The organism is Lutimaribacter pacificus (genome assembly GCF_900142185.1).
Lineage (GTDB): Bacteria > Pseudomonadota > Alphaproteobacteria > Rhodobacterales > Rhodobacteraceae > Lutimaribacter > Lutimaribacter pacificus.
The window spans coordinates 81,294-101,301 of record NZ_FQZZ01000003.1 but is presented as its reverse complement, the minus strand read 5'-3'; the positions used below and the strand labels follow the sequence as shown (position 1 = coordinate 101,301).

Below are 20,008 nucleotides of genomic sequence, written 5' to 3'. Positions count from 1 at the left end.
GTCAGTGGAACATGGGTTCCGATAGCGCAGGGCCGATCGCGCTGTCAAAGCACGCGTGGCTGGACGTAACGTCCGATGAAGGCCAGCTCGATCACGGTCATGATGATGCGCCAGATATGGTGGGCGGTCACCAGCGCGGGGTTGGCATTCAGGCTGAGCGCGACCAGCGCCATCTCGGTCACGCCGCCGGGGGCAAAGCTGATCAGGAGAATGTCGAGGGGTTGCCCCGTCAGCCGCACCAGGATCAGCGAAAAGACCAGCCCGATCCCCAGCATCAGCCCGACCGACAGGATGCCCAGCCAGGTGCCGTGCAGCATCGCCCGCCCGCGCAGGCCCCCCAGCCGCATCCCGAGGCTGGCGCCGATCACCACCTGGCAGACCGAGATCATCCAGTTCGGCATATCCAGCACCCCGAGTCCCGTGGCGCTGACCGCTGCCGCGGCGAAAAGCGGGCCGGTCAGCTGCCAGGCGGGCAGGTGCAGCAGCTTGCCGAGGACGATCCCGGCCAGCCCGGTCAGCACCACCAGGTGCACATGGCTGAAATCCGACGGGCTGGCATGGGCCAGCGTGATGCCGCTGGCGCTGCCCACCGGCGCGCCCATCCACAGCGACAGCCCCACCGGAACGAGGCTGATCACCAGGATGATGCGCAGGAACTGCTGCATGGTCAGCGTGGCGATATCGGCGCCCGCGGCCTCGCCCAGGGCAATGGATTCCATCAGCCCGCCGGGGGTGCCGGAATAGAATGCCGTGGCCGGGTCGTAGCCGCCGATATAGCGGAAGATCAGGTAGTTGCCGCCATGCGCCAGCCCGACGAACAGGGCGATGGCGGTAAAGCTGGCCAGCATCGCGGGCAGCAGCTCCAGCAGTTCGGGCGACACCTGCGCGCCGATCATCACCCCGATCACCGCCAGAAAGATCAGCCGGACCTGCTGGGGAAAGAGATAGCCTTCGGGAATCGCCCGCGCGAACAGCGTGGAGCCGAGCGCGGTCGCCACCAGGCTGCCCAGCATGAAGGGCAAGGGAAAATGCAGGATCTGGGCAATGTAGCCGCCGAACCCGCCCAGCAGCACAAAGGCCAGCGTTGTCAGAATGCTCGCACGAGTCATGGAAACCTGTCCGTTACAGCCATGCTATAGCGCAGCGCAAACCGGAATGCCAATGGGGTGGGGGATTGGAGCGGGTGAAGGGAATCGAACCCTCGTCTTCAGCTTGGGAAGCTGCGGCTCTACCATTGAGCTACACCCGCGGGAGCGCGCCAGAGGTATGCCAGCGCGGCGGGGCCGTCAAGGCCGATTCATGGTGAGCGGCGACGGCCAAGGTATATTCCTGGTGCGCCTGAATATACCGAAACCGCGCGGTTTTGACCCCGAACCGCGCGGTTCAACCGGCCTGTGCGAGATAATCGGCGTCAGCCACCTTTTCCAGCCAGTCGGCGGCGCTGTCGCCCTCTTTCTCCTGGATCGCGATATGCGTCATCGCGCAGTCCGGCGCGGCGCCGTGCCAGTGTTCCTCACCGGGTTCGAACCAGACCACATCGCCGGGGAAAACCTCCTGCACCGTGCCCGCGCGCTTGCCGATCCGACCCTTGCCGGCGGTGACCATCAGGGTCTGGCCGTAGGGATGGGTGTGCCATGCCGTGCGCGCGCCGGGCTCGAACGTGACGGTCACGGCGTTGATGCGTGCGGGTGCTTCGGCCGAGATGACAGGATCGAACCGGACGGTGCCTGTGAAGTAATCGGGGTTCGGGCCTTGTGACGGGCGGCTGCCTGCGCGGTGGATTTTCATGGCGTGTCTCCTGTCTTGCGGTAGCGGTCAGAATAGCGGTGTGAGGGGGCAGGGAAAGGCGGTCAAGACGGTGCCCGTCACAACGGGCCATCCCGTGTTTCAGAGCCTTGGGTGGCACAGGCCGGTCAGGGGGGCGAAGGCGGCGAGAAATACTATTCGCCAAGTGTCTGGTTTACGGGACGAAGTTAGCGTTCGCAGCGGTTGCCCTAAGAACTGCTTTTGAGAGTGCGCACGAGCGGTTAACGGAAAATTAGCTGTCCAGGACGACCATAATTGCCAGGAACTGCAGCAGGGTGGCACCACGATGTTCGTCGATCGGAAATTATACAAAAAGGCGTTTGAGGCATACCTCCGCAAGGGAACGCCCATTGAACTGTCTGTCGGGCGAGCGCGACCAACCACCCACTATATTTGGCGCACCCGCGATGACGGCAAAGTTCGCTCATCACACGCTGCCCGAGAAGGACAGGTATTTTCATGGGACGATCCACCTGTTGGTGGTCATCCGGGAGAAGATTACAACTGTCGATGCACTGCGGACCCCTATTACCCTGAAACATCCGAGTATTTGCGACTCTCCATCAATGGGTTGGGCACCAAGTCCGGCTGGTCCAACTCTGACTTCATAAATCACTAATTTAACGGTGGTGGGCGTGGCGTTACGCTTACGCAAATCGGGCATAGCCAAAAGATCATATCAGCCTTTATTGATCGACGTGGCGAGGTGCTGAAAGGTCAAATAGCGAGCGCAGCAAGAAGTGCTCTTGATGGATCTGTCTCCTATAGTTTTGAAAGAACGTATGATATGACAGGAATTGTTTTCAGCATCGGCGACACCACAATCGGTGGATCATTTTCCGGGCAAAGCGTCGAGCAAAACGGCATCATCGACCTTTCGGGGAGCTTGGCCCTATACCTTGATGACGAATTCGCGGACCCACTGGACGTTGGGGTGGAAGTAGATGACTATCGCCCCGGCAGTATTTTGTATGACAATATTCACAAGCCGTTGAACGATTACTTGAGAGGCCGCACTGGATTGCCAACTGGTGGCCCGCAACGATTTGGCATTCGTGACGGGAAGCCATATGCCATCACCGGAACATGGTCAGGCTCCATCGAAGGGCGAATTTATGCAGATGCAACCCGCAGCGAATACACAGAATGATTGTCGCCCTTCGCATCTTCATCGTCACATTGAGTGTCATTACAATCCTGGGCGGCCTGGGCCTCATAGCGCTCGTCTGGGTTTATTCTCTGAAATTTGGGCAGTGCGTGAAACTGCCGAACGGAAGCGAACTGAGCTACGAGGCATTTGTTGACTTTAGCAACAGCTACTTGATACCAGATGTTGTGCTGCGTGATCCTGAGGGCACTGTCATTGGCAAGGAAATTTCCCCCATACATGTAACTGACGTTGCGACCCTTGGAGCCGCTTGGCCGGAACACAGCAGTTCGAAGTCAGACTTTTCCTTTGTTTGGACCGCTGAAACTGGCTTAGTGAAGCAAGAGGAAAACCCGTCTCTGTATGCTGAACTGCGGGCCACCGCCAACTCGACGTCAAACTACATCGGAGCACCAGTCGACTTGCACGTGAATACGCTATGGATGTTCAAACGACTTTCGGAAGACGAGCAATACGTTGGTCGATCGTGCGCAACTCGCTACTTCACGTTTTAAATGAATTAGTCAAAAATGACGTGTCCATCGGTTGAAAAATCTTGAGCCGCAAACCCTTTGCAAAACCCGGTTTGATTATTTTCAGGTTTTTATCCACAGCTCGAGCAGCGGACATTGGTGCAAGGTGCAGCATCAGGTCATTGGGCTCAAACCGGCCATTAGATGCGCAGATAAGTATGCCTGCACGCTGAGCGGCAATGTGCGATGGCCGGTGGAGGGGGCACAGGCGGTCCGATGCCTTCCGCCATGTCGCAGGTCTGTGCAATGCAAGTCTTGCCAGCGCCCCGGGACGACCCTGCCGGCAAGTGCGCCTTATCCCCGCCGCCTGCGCCGGCGGCCGCCTTCGCCGTCACCGCCGCCGGTGTTGAAATGCACGTCGGGCAGGGGCACCGCCTGCCGCAGTTCCGGGAACGGGTCGGTGGCGTGGGGGATGGCGTTGGCGGCGACGAAATGGTCCTGGAATTTGGGCTCGATCGCGGTTTCGACCTTGGTGATCTCGCGCACGGTCTTCTCGATGGCGGCGCGGGCGGCGACGTTGTGCAGCGCGATGCGCGCGCCGGTGCCGGCGGCGTTGCCGGCGCTTGTCACGCGGTCAAGGGCGACGTCGGGGATCATGCCCAGCACCATCGCGTGTTTCGGGCTGATATGCGCGCCGAACGCCCCTGCCAGCACCACGCGGTCCACCTTGTCGACGCCCATTTCGTCCATCAGCAGCCGGGCGCCCGCGTAAAGCGCCGATTTCGCAAGCTGGATCGCGCGAATGTCGCCCTGGGTCACGCTGATCAGCGGGCCGCCATCGGCGGTGCCGTCATGGATGACGTAGGAATGGGTGCGCCCGTCGGCGATGCAGCGATCCGTGCCGGTCTGCGCGGCCGAGCCGATCAGGCCCGACGGGTCCAGCAGCCCCGCCATGCGCATCTCGGCCACCGCCTCGATGATGCCCGAGCCGCAGATGCCGGTGATGCCGGTCCTGGCGACCTGCTTGTCGAATCCCGGCTCGTCCGACCAGCGGTTGATGCCGATCACGCGAAAGCGGGGCTCCTTGGTGACGGGGTCGATCTCGATCCGTTCGATGGCGCCCGAGGCCGCGCGCTGGCCGGAACTGATCTGCGCGCCCTCGAAGGCGGGGCCGGTGGGCGAGGAGCAGGCCAGCACCCGCGTCCGGTTGCCCAGCAGGATCTCGGCATTGGTGCCGACATCGCAGACCAGCACCAGGTCGTCGGACTTGTCGGGTTCTTCCGACAGCGCCACGGCGGCGGCATCGGCGCCGACATGGCCCGCGATGCAGGGCAGTATGTAAAGCCGCGCGCGGGTGTTGATGGCCGTCAGGTCCAGCGCGCGGGCGGGCAGGGACAGGCTGTCCGAGGTCGCCAGCGCAAAGGGCGCCTGGCCCAGTTCCACCGGGTCGATCCCCAGCGCCAGGTGGTGCATCACCGGGTTGCAGACCAGCGTGACCTCGCAGATCAGGGCCGGGTCGATCTTGCCCTCTTCCGCCAGTTCCTGCGCCAGCGCGTTCAGCGCCTCGCGCACGGCGCGGGTCATCTCGGCATCGCCGCCGGGGTTCATCATCGCATAGCTGACCCGGCTCATCAGATCCTCGCCGAACCGGATCTGCGGGTTCATCAGCCCGGACGAGGCCAGAACCTCGCCGGTATCCAGATTGCACAGGTGCCCCGCGATGGTGGTCGAGCCGAGGTCGATCGCCAGCCCGTATATCCCGCCTTCATGCAGGTCGGGCCAGATGTCGATCAGGCGCGCGGGGCCGCCCGTGTGATCGTGGTAAAGCGCCACCGTCACCTGCCATTTGCCCTTGCGCAGGGTGGGCTGGAGCTTGCCCAGAACGCTCAGGTCGGCGGTGATCTCGCCGATCTGCCATTGTTCGCCGAGCGCGCGTTCCAGCCGTTCCAGATCGCCGGTCGGTTCGTGCATGTCGGGCTCCTGGACCTCGACGAAATAGAGCCGCGTGGCCGGGTCCATGGTGATCGCGCGGGCCGAGGCGGCCTTGCGCACCACCTGCCGGTGGACCTGGCTTTCGGGGGGCACGTCGATCACCACGTCGCCCTGCACCGTGGCCTGGCAGCTCAGCCGCCGGCCCGGTTTCATTCCGCGTTTCTGCCGATACCGTTCCTCGACCGAGTTCCAGTCCGACAGGGCATCGTCTGCCACCGTGACCCCGTGCTTGGAAAACTCGCCATAGGACGGGACGACCTGGCATTTCGAACAGATCCCGCGCCCGCCACAGACGCTGTCCAGGTCGACGCCAAGCTGCCGCGCGGCGGTCAGGACAGGGGTGCCGGCGGGAAAGCGGCCGCGCTTGCCCGAGGGGGTGAAGATGACAAGGGGCTCTTTGACGGGATCGGTGCTCATGCCTGGCCTCGGTTGTTCGCGCTTGCGCAGACCATAGCCGCTGGGGCCCTGCGCGAAAGGCGGCAAACGTCATTTTCCGGGCCGCAGGCGGCACAAGGGGCTGAAATCTTTTCCAGATGATATTCGAAACCGCTCAAGAACCGTTCAGGAAAAGCCGCGCGCGTGGAAGATGAAGCCCAGCGTGTTGAGCAAAAGCTGCGCCGCCAGGATCGCGGTCGATCCGGTGGGATCGTAATCGGGGGCCACCTCGACCAGGTCGATGCCCACGACCTCGTGCCGCCGGGCCAGCGCCTGCATCATCTCGAGCACCTCGTAATAGAGAAACCCGCCATGGCTGGGCGTGCCGGTGCCGGGCGCGATCGAGGGGCAGAACCCGTCGATATCCACCGTGACATAGACGCGCGCGCCCCGCGGGATGCGGTCGATCACCGCTTGCGGGCCGAGGTTGCGCGCCTGCCGCACGCTCAGGATGTCCGAGCCCATCGCGTGCGCGGCGTCATAGCCCTCTTTCGCGGTCGAGCTGACATTGCGGATACCCACCTGCGTCAGCCCGGTGACATAAGGCTTTTCCGCTGCCCGGCGCATCGGGTTGCCGTGGCCGCGCGTCACGCCGTGGCGTTCGTCTACGAAATCGAGATGCGCGTCGATCTGCAGGATATGGATGTCGCCGCGCCCTTCGAACGCCTCGATGCAGGGGATGTTGATCGAATGATCGCCGCCGATCACGACGGGCAGGGCGCCTGCGTCAAGGATCGCGCGCACGCCGGTTTCGATATTGGCATGGCTCTTGATCGTGTCGGTATGGACGATATCGGCATCGCCGATATCCACGATGCGGACCCAGCCGGGCAGGTAGGTCACGTCATCCTCGTGGTCGTAGGCGCCGGCATGGCCGAAGGAAAACAGCGTGCTGGCCTCGCGCACGCCGCGCGGGCCGAACCGCGCACCGGGGCGGAACTGGGTGCCGGAATCGAACGGCGCGCCCAGGATCGCCACCTCGGCCCCGATCGCGGACCAGTCGCCGACATAGGGCCGCTTGCCGAAGGTCGAGATCCCCACGAAGGGCAGATCGAGCCGCCCGCCTTCATACCCGTGCCCTGCCATATCTTGCGCTCCTTTCGGCCCCTGACGCGAGATTGGCCCCGAATATCGCACCGGGCAAGCGGGAATCGGGCTTTCCCCCGGCCGGTATCCGTGCGATAGGGACGTGCCAACCGAACCCCTCCCAAGGAGTTGCCCAATGGAGATTCGCGAGGCCCTGACCTTCGATGACGTTCTGCTTGTTCCCGCCGCGTCGAGCGTGCTGCCATCCTCGGCGGATACACGCACGAAGGTGACGAAATCCATCATGATGAACATCCCGCTGCTCAGCTCGGCGATGGACACGGTCACCGAAAGCCGCATGGCGATCACCATGGCGCAGGCGGGCGGGATCGGCGTCATCCACAAGAACCTGGATGTCGAGGTGCAGGCGCGCGAGGTGCGGCGGGTCAAGCGGTTCGAATCCGGGATCGTCTACAACCCCGTCACGCTGACACCGGACCAGACGCTGGCGGATGCCAAGGCGCTGACCGAACGCTACGGTTTCACCGGCTTTCCAGTGGTCGATGAAAAGCACCGCGTCGTCGGCATCGTGACCAACCGCGACATGCGGTTCGCTGAAAAGGACGACACGCCGGTGCGCGTCATGATGACCGCCGAACACCTGGCGATCCTGCAGGAACCGGCCGACCGGGACGAGGCGATCAGCCTGATGAAGGCGCGCCGGATCGAAAAGCTGCTGGTGACCGACAGGAATGGCAAGCTGACCGGCCTGCTGACGCTGAAGGATACCGAACAGGCGGTTCTGAACCCCACCGCCTGCAAGGACCAGCTGGGCCGGTTGCGCGTCGCTGCCGCCACCGGCGTGGGCGAGTCGGGCTTTGAGCGGTCCGAGGCGCTGGTCGATGCGGGCTGCGACATCATCGTGGTCGATACCGCCCACGGCCACAGCCAGGGCGTGCTGGACGCGGTGGGCCGGGTCAAGAAACTGTCGAACGAGGTGCAGGTGATCGCGGGCAACGTCGCCACCTCCGAGGCGACGCGCGCCCTGATCGACGCGGGCGCGGACGCGATCAAGGTGGGGATCGGGCCGGGCTCGATCTGCACCACGCGGATGGTGGCGGGCGTCGGCGTGCCGCAGCTGACCGCGATCATGGATTGCGCGACGGCGGCGGGCGACGTGCCGGTGATCGCCGATGGCGGCATCAAGTTCTCGGGCGATTTCGCCAAGGCGATCGCGGCGGGCGCGTCCTGCGCGATGGTCGGCAGCATGATCGCCGGCACCGACGAAAGCCCGGGCGAGGTGATCCTGTACCAGGGCCGGTCGTTCAAGGCCTATCGCGGCATGGGGAGCCTCGGCGCGATGGCGCGCGGCTCGGCCGACCGCTATTTCCAGAAGGATGCCGCCAGCGACAAGCTGGTGCCCGAAGGGATCGAGGGGCAGGTGCCCTACAAGGGTGCGGCGGGCACCGTGATCCACCAGCTTGTCGGCGGGTTGCGCGCGGCGATGGGCTATACCGGCTGCGCCACGGTCGAGGAGATGCGCAGCAATTGCCGCTTTGTCAAGATCACCGGCGCGGGGCTGAAGGAAAGCCATGTGCATGACGTGCAGATCACGCGGGAAAGCCCGAACTACCGGATCATGTAGTCTTATCATGTGGTTGCGTAGCAAAGTTGAGGTTTCGGTTTGACGCCCGGCGCGCGCGTTGCCGCCGCCGCCGCGATCCTTGACACGATCCGCGAGGGCACGCCGGCCGAGATGGCGCTGACGCGCTGGGCGCGGGCCTCGCGCTTTGCCGGATCGAAGGATCGCGCGGCGGTGCGTGACCATGTGTTCGACGCGCTGCGCCGCTGGCGCTCCTGCGCGGTGCTGGGCGGAGGCGAAAGCGGCCGTGCGCGCATGATCGGCCTGCTGCGCGGTGAGGGCACGGACCCCGCGACGCTTTTCACCGGCGACGGGCACGCGCCCGCCCCGCTGAGCCCGGCCGAGGACGCGGCGGGCGCCCCGCCGCAGGGGCTGGATGCGCTGGATCTGCCCGACTGGCTCTGGCCGCTGTGGCAGGACAGCCTGGGCGAGGCGGCCGAAGCCTGCGCCGAAACCCTGCGCCACCGCGCGCCGGTCATGCTGCGCGTCAACACCGCGCGGATGCCGCGCGAGGCCGCGCGCCAGGCGCTTGCCGATGCCGGGATCGTGACGGTCGAAGCCGCCATTGCGCCGACCGCGCTGATCGTGACCGAAGGCGCCCGTCGCATCGCGCAATCGGCGCCTTTTCTGGAAGGTCTGGTCGAGCTGCAGGACGGCGCAAGCCAGGCATCCATATGTGAACTTCCAGATGTAACCGTCGAAAAGATATTGGATTTCTGTGCTGGCGGCGGAGGCAAGGCGCTGGCGATGGCGGCGCGGTTCGGCCGTGCGGTCACCGCCCATGATGCCGCCCCCGACCGGATGAAGGACATTCCCGCCCGCGCCGCCCGGGCCGGCGCGCGGATCGCCCGCGCGGATATGGCGGCTGTGCAGGCCGCGGCGCCCTATGGCCTTGTGCTGACCGATGTGCCCTGTTCCGGCAGCGGCGCATGGCGGCGCGCGCCCGAGGGCAAATGGGCCCTGACCGCGGCGCGGCTGGCCGATCTGACCGCCAGCCAGGACGCGATACTGGACCGGGCGGCCGGTCTGGTCGCGCCGCAGGGCTGGCTTGCCTATACCACCTGCTCGGTTCTCGACTGCGAGAACCGCGACCGCATCGACGCCTTTCTGAACCGCCATCCCGGCTGGAGCCTGTCGCGCGATTGTCGCTGGCTGCCCGGCCCCGAGGGCGACGGGTTCTACCTGTCCGTTCTGGCGAGACATTAATATCATAAACAACTTTAAGGAGAGATTCGCGGCGTGTTAAACCCTGATTAACGCGTCGTGCGCATTACTGCCGCGAACGAGGTTGCATCAGGGGGCCAGCTTTGGCGGATACCGCGCTTTCTCCAGGTCCGGTCGCGCGCAGTTCGGCGCGGGTGTTGCGACGCGTGCCGCTGATCCTGGCCTGCGCCGCGCTTTGCGTCGTCGCGGCGCGGATGCTGCCGCATCCGGCGCTGGCGCTGGGCAGCCTGGCCGCCGGGATCACGCTGTTGGCGGCGATCCTCGCCGCCGGGCTGGGCGTGTGGCTGCACGCGCGGCGGCGGAAACGCGCGCTGGCGCTGATCTCGGGCTTTGTCGCGCATGACGTGCTGCCGACCTTCGTCACCGATGCCGATGGCGCGATCCGCAGCCGCAACATCGCCGCGGACCGCCTGTCGGGCAGGGCGCAAACGCTGGCCGGCGCGCTGGAACGGAATTTCGCCAATCCCGGCGCGGTGCTGTTCCGGCTGCAGGGCAAGGCCGCCGCCACGGGCCACGCGGCCGAGGATGTGGTGTCGCGCCGCGGCCACACGCGGATCACGGCGCACCGGCTGGAGCAGGGTGCCTTTCTCTGGCGGCTCGAGGATATGGCCGACCGCGCGGCGGGCACGCGCGGCTCGGTCGCGCTGCCGCTGTTGACGGTGGGGCGCAGCGGCACGGTTCTGTCGATGAACGACGCCGCCCGCCGCCTGATCGGCGACCGGCGCAGGTCGCTTGACCGGATATTCCCCGACCTGCCGCTGCGTCCCGGCCATGTTCATGCGGTCAGCGGCGCGGACGGGCGCGTCGATTGCCTGATCGCGCAGGGCGAGGGGGTGGCGGGCCGGCGCGAGATCTACCTGCTGCCACCGCCGGGCGGGACGCGGCAGGCGGCCTCGGACGGCGATCTTCTCGACAGCCTGCCGGTCGCGCTGTTGCGGATCGACGGCCGGGGGCATGTCCGGCAGGCCAACCGCGTCGCGCTGGAGCTGTTCGGGCGCGACAGTTGCGAGGGCGTGCCGCTGTCCTCGCTGATGGAGGGGCTGGGCCGGTCGATTTCCGACTGGATCGCCGATGCGCTGGACGGGCGGCTGACGCGGCAATCGGAATTCCTGCGCCTCGCGCGCCACGACCGCGAGGTATTCGTACAGGTCGCCCTGCACGCCACCGGACCGGCCGACGCGCCCGAGCTGATGGCGGTGGTGTCGGACGCCACCGAGTTCAAGTCGCTTGAGGCGCAGTTCGTGCAAAGCCAGAAGATGCAGGCGATCGGCGAGCTTGCCGGCGGGGTGGCGCATGATTTCAACAATCTGCTGACCGCGATTTCCGGGCATTGCGACCTTCTGCTTCTGCGCCACGATCAGGGCGACCCGGATTACGCCGACCTGGTGCAGATCAACCAGAACGCCAACCGGGCCGCCGCGCTGGTCGGGCAATTGCTGGCCTTTTCGCGCAAGCAGACCCTGCGCCCCGAGATCGTGGATATCCGCAACACGCTGGCCGATCTCACGCATCTTCTGAACCGGCTGGTGGGCGAGCGCGTGACGCTGTCGCTGATGCACGACCCGGCGCTGCGGCCGATCCGGGTGGACCGGCGGCAACTGGAACAGGTGCTGATGAACCTGGTGGTCAATGCGCGCGACGCCATGCCCGGCGGCGGCGAGATCCGCATCGAGACCGGGTGCGAGATACTGGCCGCGCCGCTGTCGCGCGACCGGGCGACGGTGCCGGCGGGCGAATATGTCACCATCCGCGTCAGCGACGACGGTATCGGCATGGATTGCGATCTGCGCCAGAAGGTGTTCGAGCCCTTCTTTACCACCAAGGGCGTCGGGCAGGGCACCGGGCTGGGCCTGTCGACCGCCTATGGCATCGTCAAGCAGAGCGGCGGATACATCTTCGTGGACAGCACGCCGGGGCAGGGCAGCCGGTTCACGCTCTATTTCCCCGCGCTGGACGAGGCCGGGCAGGGCGCCGCCCCCGATGCGCAGGCCGCCGCGCTGCCGGCGAAACCCGCCGAAGGGGTGATCCTGCTGGTCGAGGACGAGGCGCCGGTGCGGGCCTTCGCGGCGCGGGCGCTGCGCCTGCGCGGCTACACGGTGATCGAGGCCGATTCGGCCGAAACCGCGCTGGACCTGCTGCGCGATCCGGGGCTCGCCGTCGATCTTTTCGTCACCGATGTGGTGATGCCCGGGCTGGACGGGCCAAGCTGGGTGAAGGCGGCGTTGCAGGATCGCCCCGATGTCCAGGTCGTCTTTGTCTCGGGCTATGCCGAGGAAAGTTTTGGCGAGGCGCAGAAGGATCTGCCGAACTCGGTCTTTCTGCCCAAGCCCTTTTCGCTCAGCGAGCTGACCGAAACCGTGCAGCGCCAGCTGCATTGACGGCGCGGCGGGTGCGCTCAGCGCAGCGGGATCGACTCGTAAAGCGCGAATTCCTCGGGCTTTTTGCGGCGCAGCTTGCGTTCGACCCGGGGCGAAAGGGTCAGCTCCATCTCGGGCGAGACATTGGCGCGGGGCAGGCTGATGCGTGTCTCCAGCCGGTCTTCGAGAAAGGCGATCAGCCCGGCCTGGTCCTCGTAGCGGAAAAGATGGGTGACCGCGGTGCCGTTGGGGCGCGGCTCCAGGAATTTCGCCTGGCTGCCGACATCGGCGAAACCCGGCGGGTTGCCCTGGACATACCCTTCGACGAATTCGTCGAAGCTGATGTCGAAGGTCGCGTTGCGCCGCCCCTGCATGAAGGGCCGGCGGCGGTAGCGATACCAGCTGCCCAGCCACGACACCGGTTCGCGCATGACGGCCAGCGTTTCCATGTCGTCGCAGCCCCCGGCCTTTTCGAACATCGGCCGGAAGAAGCGGTTATAGCGGTAAAGCGGCGCGTGCTTCAGTTCGGGGGGATCGAGAATCACTATCGAGGCCAGCGGCGCCAGCGCCTCCTCATAGGCGGTGGTGCCGGTTTTCGGCACCGAGAGGAACACCAGTTTTTTCTTCCAGAATACCAACATACCGCTTGCCGCCCCCTGCCTGGCGCCCCGATCGCCGGAGCTTAAACAGTTTTTAACCAAAACCGCGAAATCTGGAAATGCGCAACATTGGTATTGAAATGTTCCGGTTTTGGTCTCATACAGGGATCTGGAACAATATGTGAACAACAGGCAAGTGTTGCCGCCCCCGGCAGGGTGTGGAATAACGGATCGGAGCAACCAGAATGGCAGATCTTCTCAGCATGGACAGCAAGAAAAACGCCGACAAGCAAAAGGCGCTCGACAGCGCGCTTGCCCAGATCGAGCGGCAATTCGGCAAGGGCTCGATCATGAAGATGGGCAGCGACAATCCCGTCCGGGATATCGAGGCCACCTCGACCGGCTCGCTCGGGCTGGATATCGCGCTCGGGATCGGCGGCCTGCCCAAGGGCCGCATCGTGGAAATCTACGGCCCCGAATCCTCGGGCAAGACGACGCTGACGCTGCATTGCATCGCGGAAGAGCAGAAAAAGGGCGGCGTCTGCGCCTTTGTCGATGCCGAACACGCCTTCGACCCGCAATATGCCAAAAAGCTGGGCGTCGACCTGGACGAGCTGCTGATCAGCCAGCCCGACACCGGCGAACAGGCGCTGGAAATCGTCGATACGCTGGTGCGCTCGGGCGCGGTCAACATGGTCGTGGTCGACTCGGTCGCGGCGCTGACGCCGAAATCCGAGCTTGAGGGCGACATGGGCGACAGCAACGTGGGCGTGCAGGCCCGCCTGATGAGCCAGGCCATGCGCAAGCTGACCGGCTCGATCAGCCGCTCGAACTGCATGGTGATCTTCATCAACCAGATCCGCATGAAGATCGGCGTGATGTTCGGCAGCCCCGAAACCACGACGGGCGGCAACGCGCTGAAATTCTATTCCTCGGTGCGGCTCGACATCCGCCGCATCGGCGCCATCAAGGACCGTGACGAGGTTGTGGGCAACGCCACCCGCGTCAAGGTCGTCAAGAACAAGGTGGCCCCGCCCTTCAAGCAGGTGGAATTCGACATCATGTATGGCGAGGGCATTTCGAAAACCGGCGAATTGCTGGACCTGGGCGTCAAGGCCGGGGTGGTCGAGAAATCCGGCGCATGGTTCAGCTATGGCGACGAGCGGATCGGGCAGGGGCGCGAGAATGCCAAGACCTTCCTGAAGGAAAATGCCGCAATGGCGCTGGAGATCGAGGACAAGATCCGCGCCGCGCACGGGCTGGAGTTCGACATGGCCCCGGGCGATCATGCCGGGGCGGATGACGACGTGTTCGAAGGCTGACCACGGGCCGAAACGATTGTGATCGGAAAGGGGCGCGTCTCGGCGCCCCTTTCTGCATTCGGGGGCCAAGAAATCGCACCCCCTTATGGACAGTGCAGGGCGGCAAGGATACATCTGCGCAAACCCGCAAATGACAAGGCCAGAGATCGCCCATCATGCCGACGCTGAACGATATCCGATCGACCTTTCTGAACTACTTTGCCAGGCAGGGGCATGAGATCGTGCCGTCCAGCCCGCTGGTTCCGCGCAACGACCCGACGCTGATGTTCACGAATTCGGGCATGGTGCAGTTCAAGAACCTGTTTACCGGGGTCGAACACCGCGATTACACGCGCGCCACCACGGCCCAGAAATGCGTGCGCGCGGGCGGCAAGCACAACGACCTGGACAACGTCGGCTATACCGCGCGCCACCACACGTTTTTCGAGATGCTGGGGAATTTCAGTTTCGGCGATTATTTCAAGGAAAACGCCATCCCCTTCGCCTGGGAACTGATCACGAAGGAACTGGACATTCCCAAGGATCGCCTGCTGGTCACGGTTTATCACACCGATGACGAGGCCGCCGATATCTGGAAAAAGGTGGCGGGCCTGTCCGACGACCGCATCATCCGTATCCCCACGGACGACAATTTCTGGATGATGGGCCCGACCGGCCCCTGCGGGCCGTGCTCGGAAATCTTCTTTGACCACGGCGACAAATACTGGGGCGGCCCTCCGGGAACCCCGGAAGAGGATGGCGACCGTTTCGTCGAGATCTGGAACCTCGTCTTCATGCAATACGAGCAGTTCGAGGATGGCAGCCGCACCGAGCTGCCGAACCAGTCGATCGACACCGGCATGGGGATCGAACGGGTGGCCGCGCTGCTGCAGGGCACCAACGACAACTACGCCACCGACCTGATCCGCGCCCTGATCGAGGCCAGCGCCGACGCCACCAGCACCGATCCCGACGGGCCGGGCAGTGTGCACCACCGGGTGATCGCGGACCATTTGCGCTCGACCTCGTTCCTGATCGCGGACGGGGTGATGCCGTCGAATGACGGGCGCGGTTACGTGCTGCGGCGGATCATGCGCCGCGCGATGCGCCATGCGCATCTGCTGGGCGCGCAAGACCCGCTGATGTACCGGCTGGTGCCGTCGCTGGTGGGCCAGATGGGCGCGGCCTATCCCGAACTGACCCGTGCGCAGGCGCTGATCGAGGAAACGCTGAAGCTGGAGGAAACCCGCTTCAAGCAGACGCTGGATCGCGGGCTGAAACTGCTGGACGACGAATTGTCGGATTTGCCCGAAGGCGCCGCGCTGCCGGGCGAGGCTGCCTTCAAGCTTTACGATACCTACGGCTTCCCGCTGGACCTGACGCAGGATGCGCTGCGCGAAAAGGGCCGCACGGTCGATACCGACGGGTTCGATGCCGCGATGGCCGAGCAAAAGGCCAAGGCGCGTGCCGCCTGGGCGGGTTCGGGCGAAGCGGCGGATGCCGCGATCTGGTACGATCTGGGCGAAACCCACGGCGCGACCGATTTCCTGGGTTACGACACCGAAACCGCCGAGGGGCAGGTGATGGCGCTGGTGCAGGACGGGGCCGAGGTTGACACGGCCGTGACGGGCCAGCCGGTGCAGATCGTGATGAACCAGACGCCGTTTTACGCCGAATCCGGTGGTCAGGTCGGCGATACCGGCGTCATCCGCACCGAAGGCGGACGCGCCCGCGTGACCGACACGCGCAAGGTGGCCGGCGTCTACATCCATTTCGCCGAGGTCGAAGAGGGCGAGATCGCCCGCGGTTCCGCCGCCGTTCTGGAGGTCGATCACGCGCGCCGCACCGCGATCCGCGCCAACCACTCGGCCACGCACCTGCTGCACGAGGCATTGCGCCGCGCGCTTGGCGACCACGTGGCGCAGCGCGGCAGCCTGAACGCCCAGGATCGCCTGCGCTTCGATTTCAGCCATGCCAAGGCGCTGAGCGGGGATGAACTGGTGCAGGTCGAGGACGAGGTGAACGCCTTTATCCGCCAGAACAGCCCGGTTTCGACCCGGATCATGACGCCGGATGACGCGCGCGAAATCGGCGCGCAGGCGCTGTTCGGCGAGAAATACGGCGACGAGGTGCGCGTGGTGTCGATGGGCACGCTGGACGGCACCGGCAAGGGTGCCGATGGCCAGACCTATTCGATCGAGCTGTGCGGCGGCACCCATGTGCGCCAGACCGGCGATATCGGCGTGTTCGTCCTGCTGGGCGACAGCGCCAGCAGCGCGGGCGTGCGCCGGATCGAGGCGCTGACCGGCGCACCGGCGCTGGCGCATCTGCACAGCCAGTCGGCCCAGCTTTCCGCCGCCGCCGCCGAGCTGCGCACCGCGCCGGGCGAGGTGGCCGAGCGTGTGCGCGCCGTGCTGGACGACCGCAAGCGGCTGGAAAACGAGGTGGCCCAGCTGCGCCGCGACCTGGCGATGGCCGGTGGCGCGGGGCAGGGCGGTGGCGCCGGGGCCGAAGAGGTCGGCGGCGTGAAATTCCTGGCGCAGACCCTGCAGGGCGTGTCGGGCAAGGACCTGCCGGCGCTGATCGACGAGCACAAGTCGCGGCTGGGATCGGGCGCGGTTCTGCTGATCGCCGACGCGGGCGGCAAGGCCGCCGTGGCCGCCGGTGTGACCGATGACCTGACCGAAAAACTGTCGGCGGTCGATCTGGTCAAGGCCGCGGTCGCGGCGCTGGGTGGCAAGGGCGGCGGTGGCCGCCCCGACATGGCGCAGGGCGGCGGCAAGGACGTGGCCAACGCGTCCGACGCAATAAAGGCCGCCAAGGCCGTCATCGGAGGATAACACAGATGCCCGCACTCTGGATCGCCCATGTGACCGTTACCGACGAGGCGGCCTATGGCAAATACGCCGAACTGGCCGGCCCCGCCATCGCCAGGCATGGCGGGGAATTCATCGCGCGCGGCGGCCGCTACGTGCAGCTTGAGGGCAAGGAACGGCCCCGCAACGTGGTGGCGAAATTCCCCTCGGTCGAGGCGGCCGAGGCCTGCTATCACAGCCCCGAATACCAGCAGGCGCTGGATCACGCGCGCGGCGCGTCGGAACGGGAATTGCTGATCGTTGAAACGTCCGAGTGATCGCTTGGCGGCATTGCCGCTGATGACCGGCGCTATCCTGTTGAAAATGAAACGGGCCGCAATTTGCGGCCCGTTCTCTTTTCGTCTGTTCAGAGCGTTTTCGACATCCGTTTGCGTTCGTGCGGGTCGAGATACCGCTTGCGCAGCCGGATGGCGTTCGGCGTCACCTCGACCAGTTCGTCGTCATTGATATAGGCGATCGCCTCTTCCAGGCTCAGCGTGATCGGCGGGGTCAGGCGCACCGCCTCGTCCGTGCCGCTGGCCCGCACGTTGGTCAGCTTCTTGCCCTTGAGCGGGTTCACCTCGAGATCGTTTTCGCGGCTGTGTTCGCCGATGATCATGCCCTGGTAAACCTTTTCCTGCGGGCTGATGAACATGCGGCCGCGCTCTTCGAGGTTCCACAGCGCATAGGCCACCGCCTCGCCATCCTCCATCGAGATCAGGACGCCGGCGCGGCGGCCCGGGATCGCGCCCTTGTGCGGGGTCCAGCCGTGAAACACGCGGTTCAGCACGCCGGTGCCGCGCGTGTCGGTCAGGAATTCGCCGTGATAGCCGATCAGCCCGCGCGACGGCACATGCGCGATGATGCGTGTCTTGCCCACACCGGCGGGTTTCATCTCGGCCAGTTCGCCCTTGCGCGCGCCGGTGATCTTTTCGATCACCGCGCCGGTATAGTCGTCATCGACGTCGATCGTGACCTCTTCCACCGGTTCCAGCTTTTGCCCGTCCTCTTCGCGCAGGATCACCTGCGGGCGCGAGATCGACAGCTCGAACCCCTCGCGGCGCATGTTCTCGATCAGCACGCCCATCTGCAATTCGCCGCGGCCCGAAACCTCGAACGCCTCGCCGCCGGGGGTGTCCTTGATGCGGATGGCGACGTTCGATTCCGCCTCTTTCAGCAGGCGTTCGCGGATCACGCGCGATTGCACCTTCTTGCCGTCGCGCCCGGCCAGCGGGCTGTCGTTGATGCCGAAGGTGACGGTGATGGTGGGCGGGTCGATCGGCTGCGCCTCAAGCGGTTCCTCGACCGCCAGCGCGCAGATCGTGTCGGACACGGTGGCCTTGGACATGCCCGCCAGGCTGACGATATCGCCGGCCACGGCCTCGTCGATATCCTGCTGGCCGAGGCCGCGGAACGCCTGGATCTTGGTGATGCGGAACTGTTCGATCTTCTGCCCCACGCGGCTGATCGCCTGCACCGAGGCGCCCACCTTTGCGCGGCCCGATTCCACGCGGCCGGTCAGGATGCGGCCCACGAACGGGTCGCTGCCCAGCGTGGTGGCCAGCATGCGGAACGGTTCGTCCTGGTGTTTGATCTGGCGCGGCGCGGGCACGTGGTTGACGACAAGCTGGAACAGCGCATCGAGGTTCTTGCGCGGCCCGTCCAGTTCGGCATCCGCCCAGCCCGACCGGCCCGAGGCGTAAAGATGCGGGAAATCGAGCTGGTCCTCGTCCGCGCCGAGGTTGGCGAAGAGGTCGAAACATTCGTCCAGCGCCCGGTCGGGTTCGGCGTCGGGCTTGTCGACCTTGTTCAGCACCACGATCGGGCGGAGCCCCAGCGCCAGCGCCTTGGAGGTCACGAATTTCGTCTGCGGCATCGGCCCTTCGGCGGCATCGACCAGCAGCACCACGCCGTCCACCATGCTCAGGATGCGTTCGACCTCGCCGCCGAAATCGGCGTGGCCGGGGGTGTCGACGATGTTGATGCGGGTGCCCTTCCACTCGACGCTTGTGGCCTTGGCGAGGATCGTGATGCCGCGCTCGCGCTCCAGGTCGTTGCTGTCCATCGCGCGTTCGGCGACCGCCTGGTTCTCGCGAAACGCCCCTGATTGCTTGAGCAGCTCGTCCACCAGGGTGGTCTTGCCGTGGTCGACGTGGGCGATAATGGCGATATTGCGAAGATCCATGCGCGTGTCCTTTGGGCCTGTTCGCGGACCGCCTAGCCTGTGTGCGACGGAAATACCAGCCGCAAAACGCCGCGCTGCGGCGTCAGGGCACCAGCACCGTGGGGCCCAGCGGGCGGGCGCGGGCGCCGGTGCCCAGCTTGAACCGGGCAAGGCCCGGCGCGGTTTCGGTGTCGATCGTGCCAAGGTCGAGGCATCGCACACCGTCACCGCGCAACGCCATCGCGGCGTGCCACAACAGCAGCCTGTGGGCGTCCTGCGCGCGGCCCGCCGCGCCGGACCAGCCGATCTGGTATGTGGCGCGGGCGCCGTGCCGCAGGAACAGCATGGCCGCCACGGGCGCGTCGCGCGGCCCGGCGGTGAACAGCCGGGCATGGCCCGCCGCCGCATGGGCGGCGACCAGTTTTGCCGGCCATGGCGTATATCCCCTGCGCCGCGCGGTCGCGCCCTCGTGCTGCAACAGCCAGTGATCCGGGTCGGGCGGCATGGCCTGTTCATGAACGGGCGCGGCCCCGGCGCGGTGCAGGCGGTTGCGCCATTTCTGGTGCAGCCCGGCGCGCAGGGTATCGGGCGGCGGGGTCAGATCCCATTCCGCCACCCATTGCGGCGTGACCAGCGGCAGGATGCGCAGGCTGCGCGGCAGCGGCCCGTCGCCATTGACGATCAGCATTGTCCGGGCGGGCAGGGCGCGGCGCAGCGCGCGCAGGTCGTCCATTCGCGGCGCGCGCGGTTCGGGCCAGACCGGGCCGCGCGGGACAAGCGCCAGCCGCAGGGGGCCGAACCGGCGCAAAAGCGCATGCGCATACCCACCGTCGGCAAGGTCGATCCGCTGAACCCCGGCACCGATCCGGCGCAACGCCGCCGCATGGGCGGGGTGCTGCTGCACCGGCACATGGGCCAATTCGGCAGGGGGAAAGGGGGCGCCGTCCATCATGGCGCGCATTAACCCACCGGAAAGTGAATCATGGC

16 protein-coding genes and 1 tRNA gene are annotated in these 20,008 nt (G+C 65.7%); 9 read left to right on the top strand and 8 right to left on the bottom strand.

The window, feature by feature from the left end:
* Positions 1-44 precede the first annotated feature (44 nt).
* The 3 genes from F3H87_RS09285 to F3H87_RS09275 all read right to left on the bottom strand — a co-directional run bounded on the left by F3H87_RS09285 (position 45) and on the right by F3H87_RS09275 (position 1,788).
* Entirely contained in the window at positions 45-1,109 is a 1,065-nt protein-coding gene (locus tag F3H87_RS09285) for an AbrB family transcriptional regulator (protein ID WP_149789216.1), read from the bottom strand.
* Positions 1,110-1,175: 66 nt separating this feature from the next.
* Positions 1,176-1,249, bottom strand: a tRNA-Gly gene (locus tag F3H87_RS09280).
* 134 nt (positions 1,250-1,383) lie between these two features.
* Positions 1,384-1,788, bottom strand: a complete 405-nt coding sequence (locus tag F3H87_RS09275) for a (R)-mandelonitrile lyase (protein ID WP_149789217.1) — start codon at positions 1,786-1,788, stop codon at positions 1,384-1,386.
* A gap of 304 nt (positions 1,789-2,092) precedes the next feature.
* Here F3H87_RS09275 and F3H87_RS22150 point away from each other — a divergent pair, with 304 nt between their 5' ends.
* The 3 genes from F3H87_RS22150 (at position 2,093) to F3H87_RS09260 (ending at position 3,468) form a co-directional block, all read left to right on the top strand.
* The gene (locus F3H87_RS22150) at positions 2,093-2,425 is read left to right on the top strand and encodes a minor capsid protein (protein ID WP_149789218.1); all 333 of its coding nucleotides are present in this window, start codon (positions 2,093-2,095) and stop codon (positions 2,423-2,425) included.
* 168 nt (positions 2,426-2,593) lie between these two features.
* On the top strand, positions 2,594-2,956 hold the full coding sequence (locus F3H87_RS09265) for a hypothetical protein (protein ID WP_149789219.1): 363 nt from the start codon (positions 2,594-2,596) through the stop codon (positions 2,954-2,956).
* A complete protein-coding gene (locus tag F3H87_RS09260) occupies positions 2,953-3,468 on the top strand; it encodes a hypothetical protein (RefSeq protein WP_149789220.1) in 516 nt (171 codons plus the stop codon). Before F3H87_RS09265 ends, F3H87_RS09260 begins: the two co-directional genes overlap by 4 nt.
* A 312-nt stretch (positions 3,469-3,780) precedes the next feature.
* On the opposite strand, the gene F3H87_RS09255 is transcribed toward F3H87_RS09260, so the two are convergent.
* Together F3H87_RS09255 and F3H87_RS09250 are read right to left on the bottom strand one after the other, a co-directional pair.
* Positions 3,781-5,835 carry an ASKHA domain-containing protein gene (locus F3H87_RS09255; protein ID WP_149789221.1) on the bottom strand — a complete coding sequence of 685 codons (2,055 nt, stop codon included), beginning with the start codon at positions 5,833-5,835 and terminating at the stop codon, positions 3,781-3,783.
* Between the two features lie 144 nt (positions 5,836-5,979).
* Positions 5,980-6,939 carry an agmatinase gene (locus F3H87_RS09250; RefSeq protein ID WP_149789222.1) on the bottom strand — a complete coding sequence of 320 codons (960 nt, stop codon included), beginning with the start codon at positions 6,937-6,939 and terminating at the stop codon, positions 5,980-5,982.
* 136 nt (positions 6,940-7,075) lie between these two features.
* Here F3H87_RS09250 and guaB point away from each other — a divergent pair, with 136 nt between their 5' ends.
* The 3 genes from guaB to F3H87_RS09235 all read left to right on the top strand — a co-directional run bounded on the left by guaB (position 7,076) and on the right by F3H87_RS09235 (position 12,123).
* Positions 7,076-8,524 (top strand): IMP dehydrogenase, encoded by a 1,449-nt coding sequence (guaB, locus tag F3H87_RS09245; protein WP_149789223.1) that lies wholly within the window; start codon positions 7,076-7,078, stop codon positions 8,522-8,524.
* A gap of 39 nt (positions 8,525-8,563) precedes the next feature.
* Positions 8,564-9,727: an RsmB/NOP family class I SAM-dependent RNA methyltransferase gene (locus F3H87_RS09240; protein WP_149789224.1), complete on the top strand. Its 1,164-nt coding sequence runs from the start codon at positions 8,564-8,566 to the stop codon at positions 9,725-9,727.
* 101 nt (positions 9,728-9,828) lie between these two features.
* Complete coding sequence (locus F3H87_RS09235) at positions 9,829-12,123, top strand: hybrid sensor histidine kinase/response regulator (RefSeq protein ID WP_394852174.1); 2,295 nt, start codon at positions 9,829-9,831, stop codon at positions 12,121-12,123.
* A gap of 17 nt (positions 12,124-12,140) precedes the next feature.
* On the opposite strand, the gene F3H87_RS09230 is transcribed toward F3H87_RS09235, so the two are convergent.
* Positions 12,141-12,743 carry a gamma-glutamyl kinase gene (locus F3H87_RS09230; protein WP_149789225.1) on the bottom strand — a complete coding sequence of 201 codons (603 nt, stop codon included), beginning with the start codon at positions 12,741-12,743 and terminating at the stop codon, positions 12,141-12,143.
* Between the two features lie 203 nt (positions 12,744-12,946).
* Between F3H87_RS09230 and recA the strand changes: the two genes are divergently transcribed.
* From recA to F3H87_RS09215, 3 genes are all read left to right on the top strand, one after another.
* Positions 12,947-14,023 (top strand): recombinase RecA, encoded by a 1,077-nt coding sequence (recA, locus tag F3H87_RS09225; protein ID WP_149789226.1) that lies wholly within the window; start codon positions 12,947-12,949, stop codon positions 14,021-14,023.
* A 155-nt stretch (positions 14,024-14,178) separates the two neighbouring features.
* Positions 14,179-16,842 carry an alanine--tRNA ligase gene (gene alaS / locus F3H87_RS09220; protein ID WP_149789227.1) on the top strand — a complete coding sequence of 888 codons (2,664 nt, stop codon included), beginning with the start codon at positions 14,179-14,181 and terminating at the stop codon, positions 16,840-16,842.
* A 5-nt stretch (positions 16,843-16,847) separates the two neighbouring features.
* Positions 16,848-17,135, top strand: coding sequence for a DUF1330 domain-containing protein (locus tag F3H87_RS09215; protein WP_149789228.1), 288 nt, complete (start codon positions 16,848-16,850; stop codon positions 17,133-17,135).
* An 89-nt stretch (positions 17,136-17,224) separates the two neighbouring features.
* On the opposite strand, the gene typA is transcribed toward F3H87_RS09215, so the two are convergent.
* Both typA and F3H87_RS09205 read right to left on the bottom strand, forming a co-directional pair.
* The gene (typA, locus tag F3H87_RS09210; RefSeq protein ID WP_149789229.1) at positions 17,225-19,042 is read right to left on the bottom strand and encodes a translational GTPase TypA; all 1,818 of its coding nucleotides are present in this window, start codon (positions 19,040-19,042) and stop codon (positions 17,225-17,227) included.
* An 82-nt stretch (positions 19,043-19,124) separates the two neighbouring features.
* Complete coding sequence (locus F3H87_RS09205; RefSeq protein ID WP_223228020.1) at positions 19,125-19,982, bottom strand: GNAT family N-acetyltransferase; 858 nt, start codon at positions 19,980-19,982, stop codon at positions 19,125-19,127.
* Positions 19,983-20,008 lie beyond the last annotated feature (26 nt).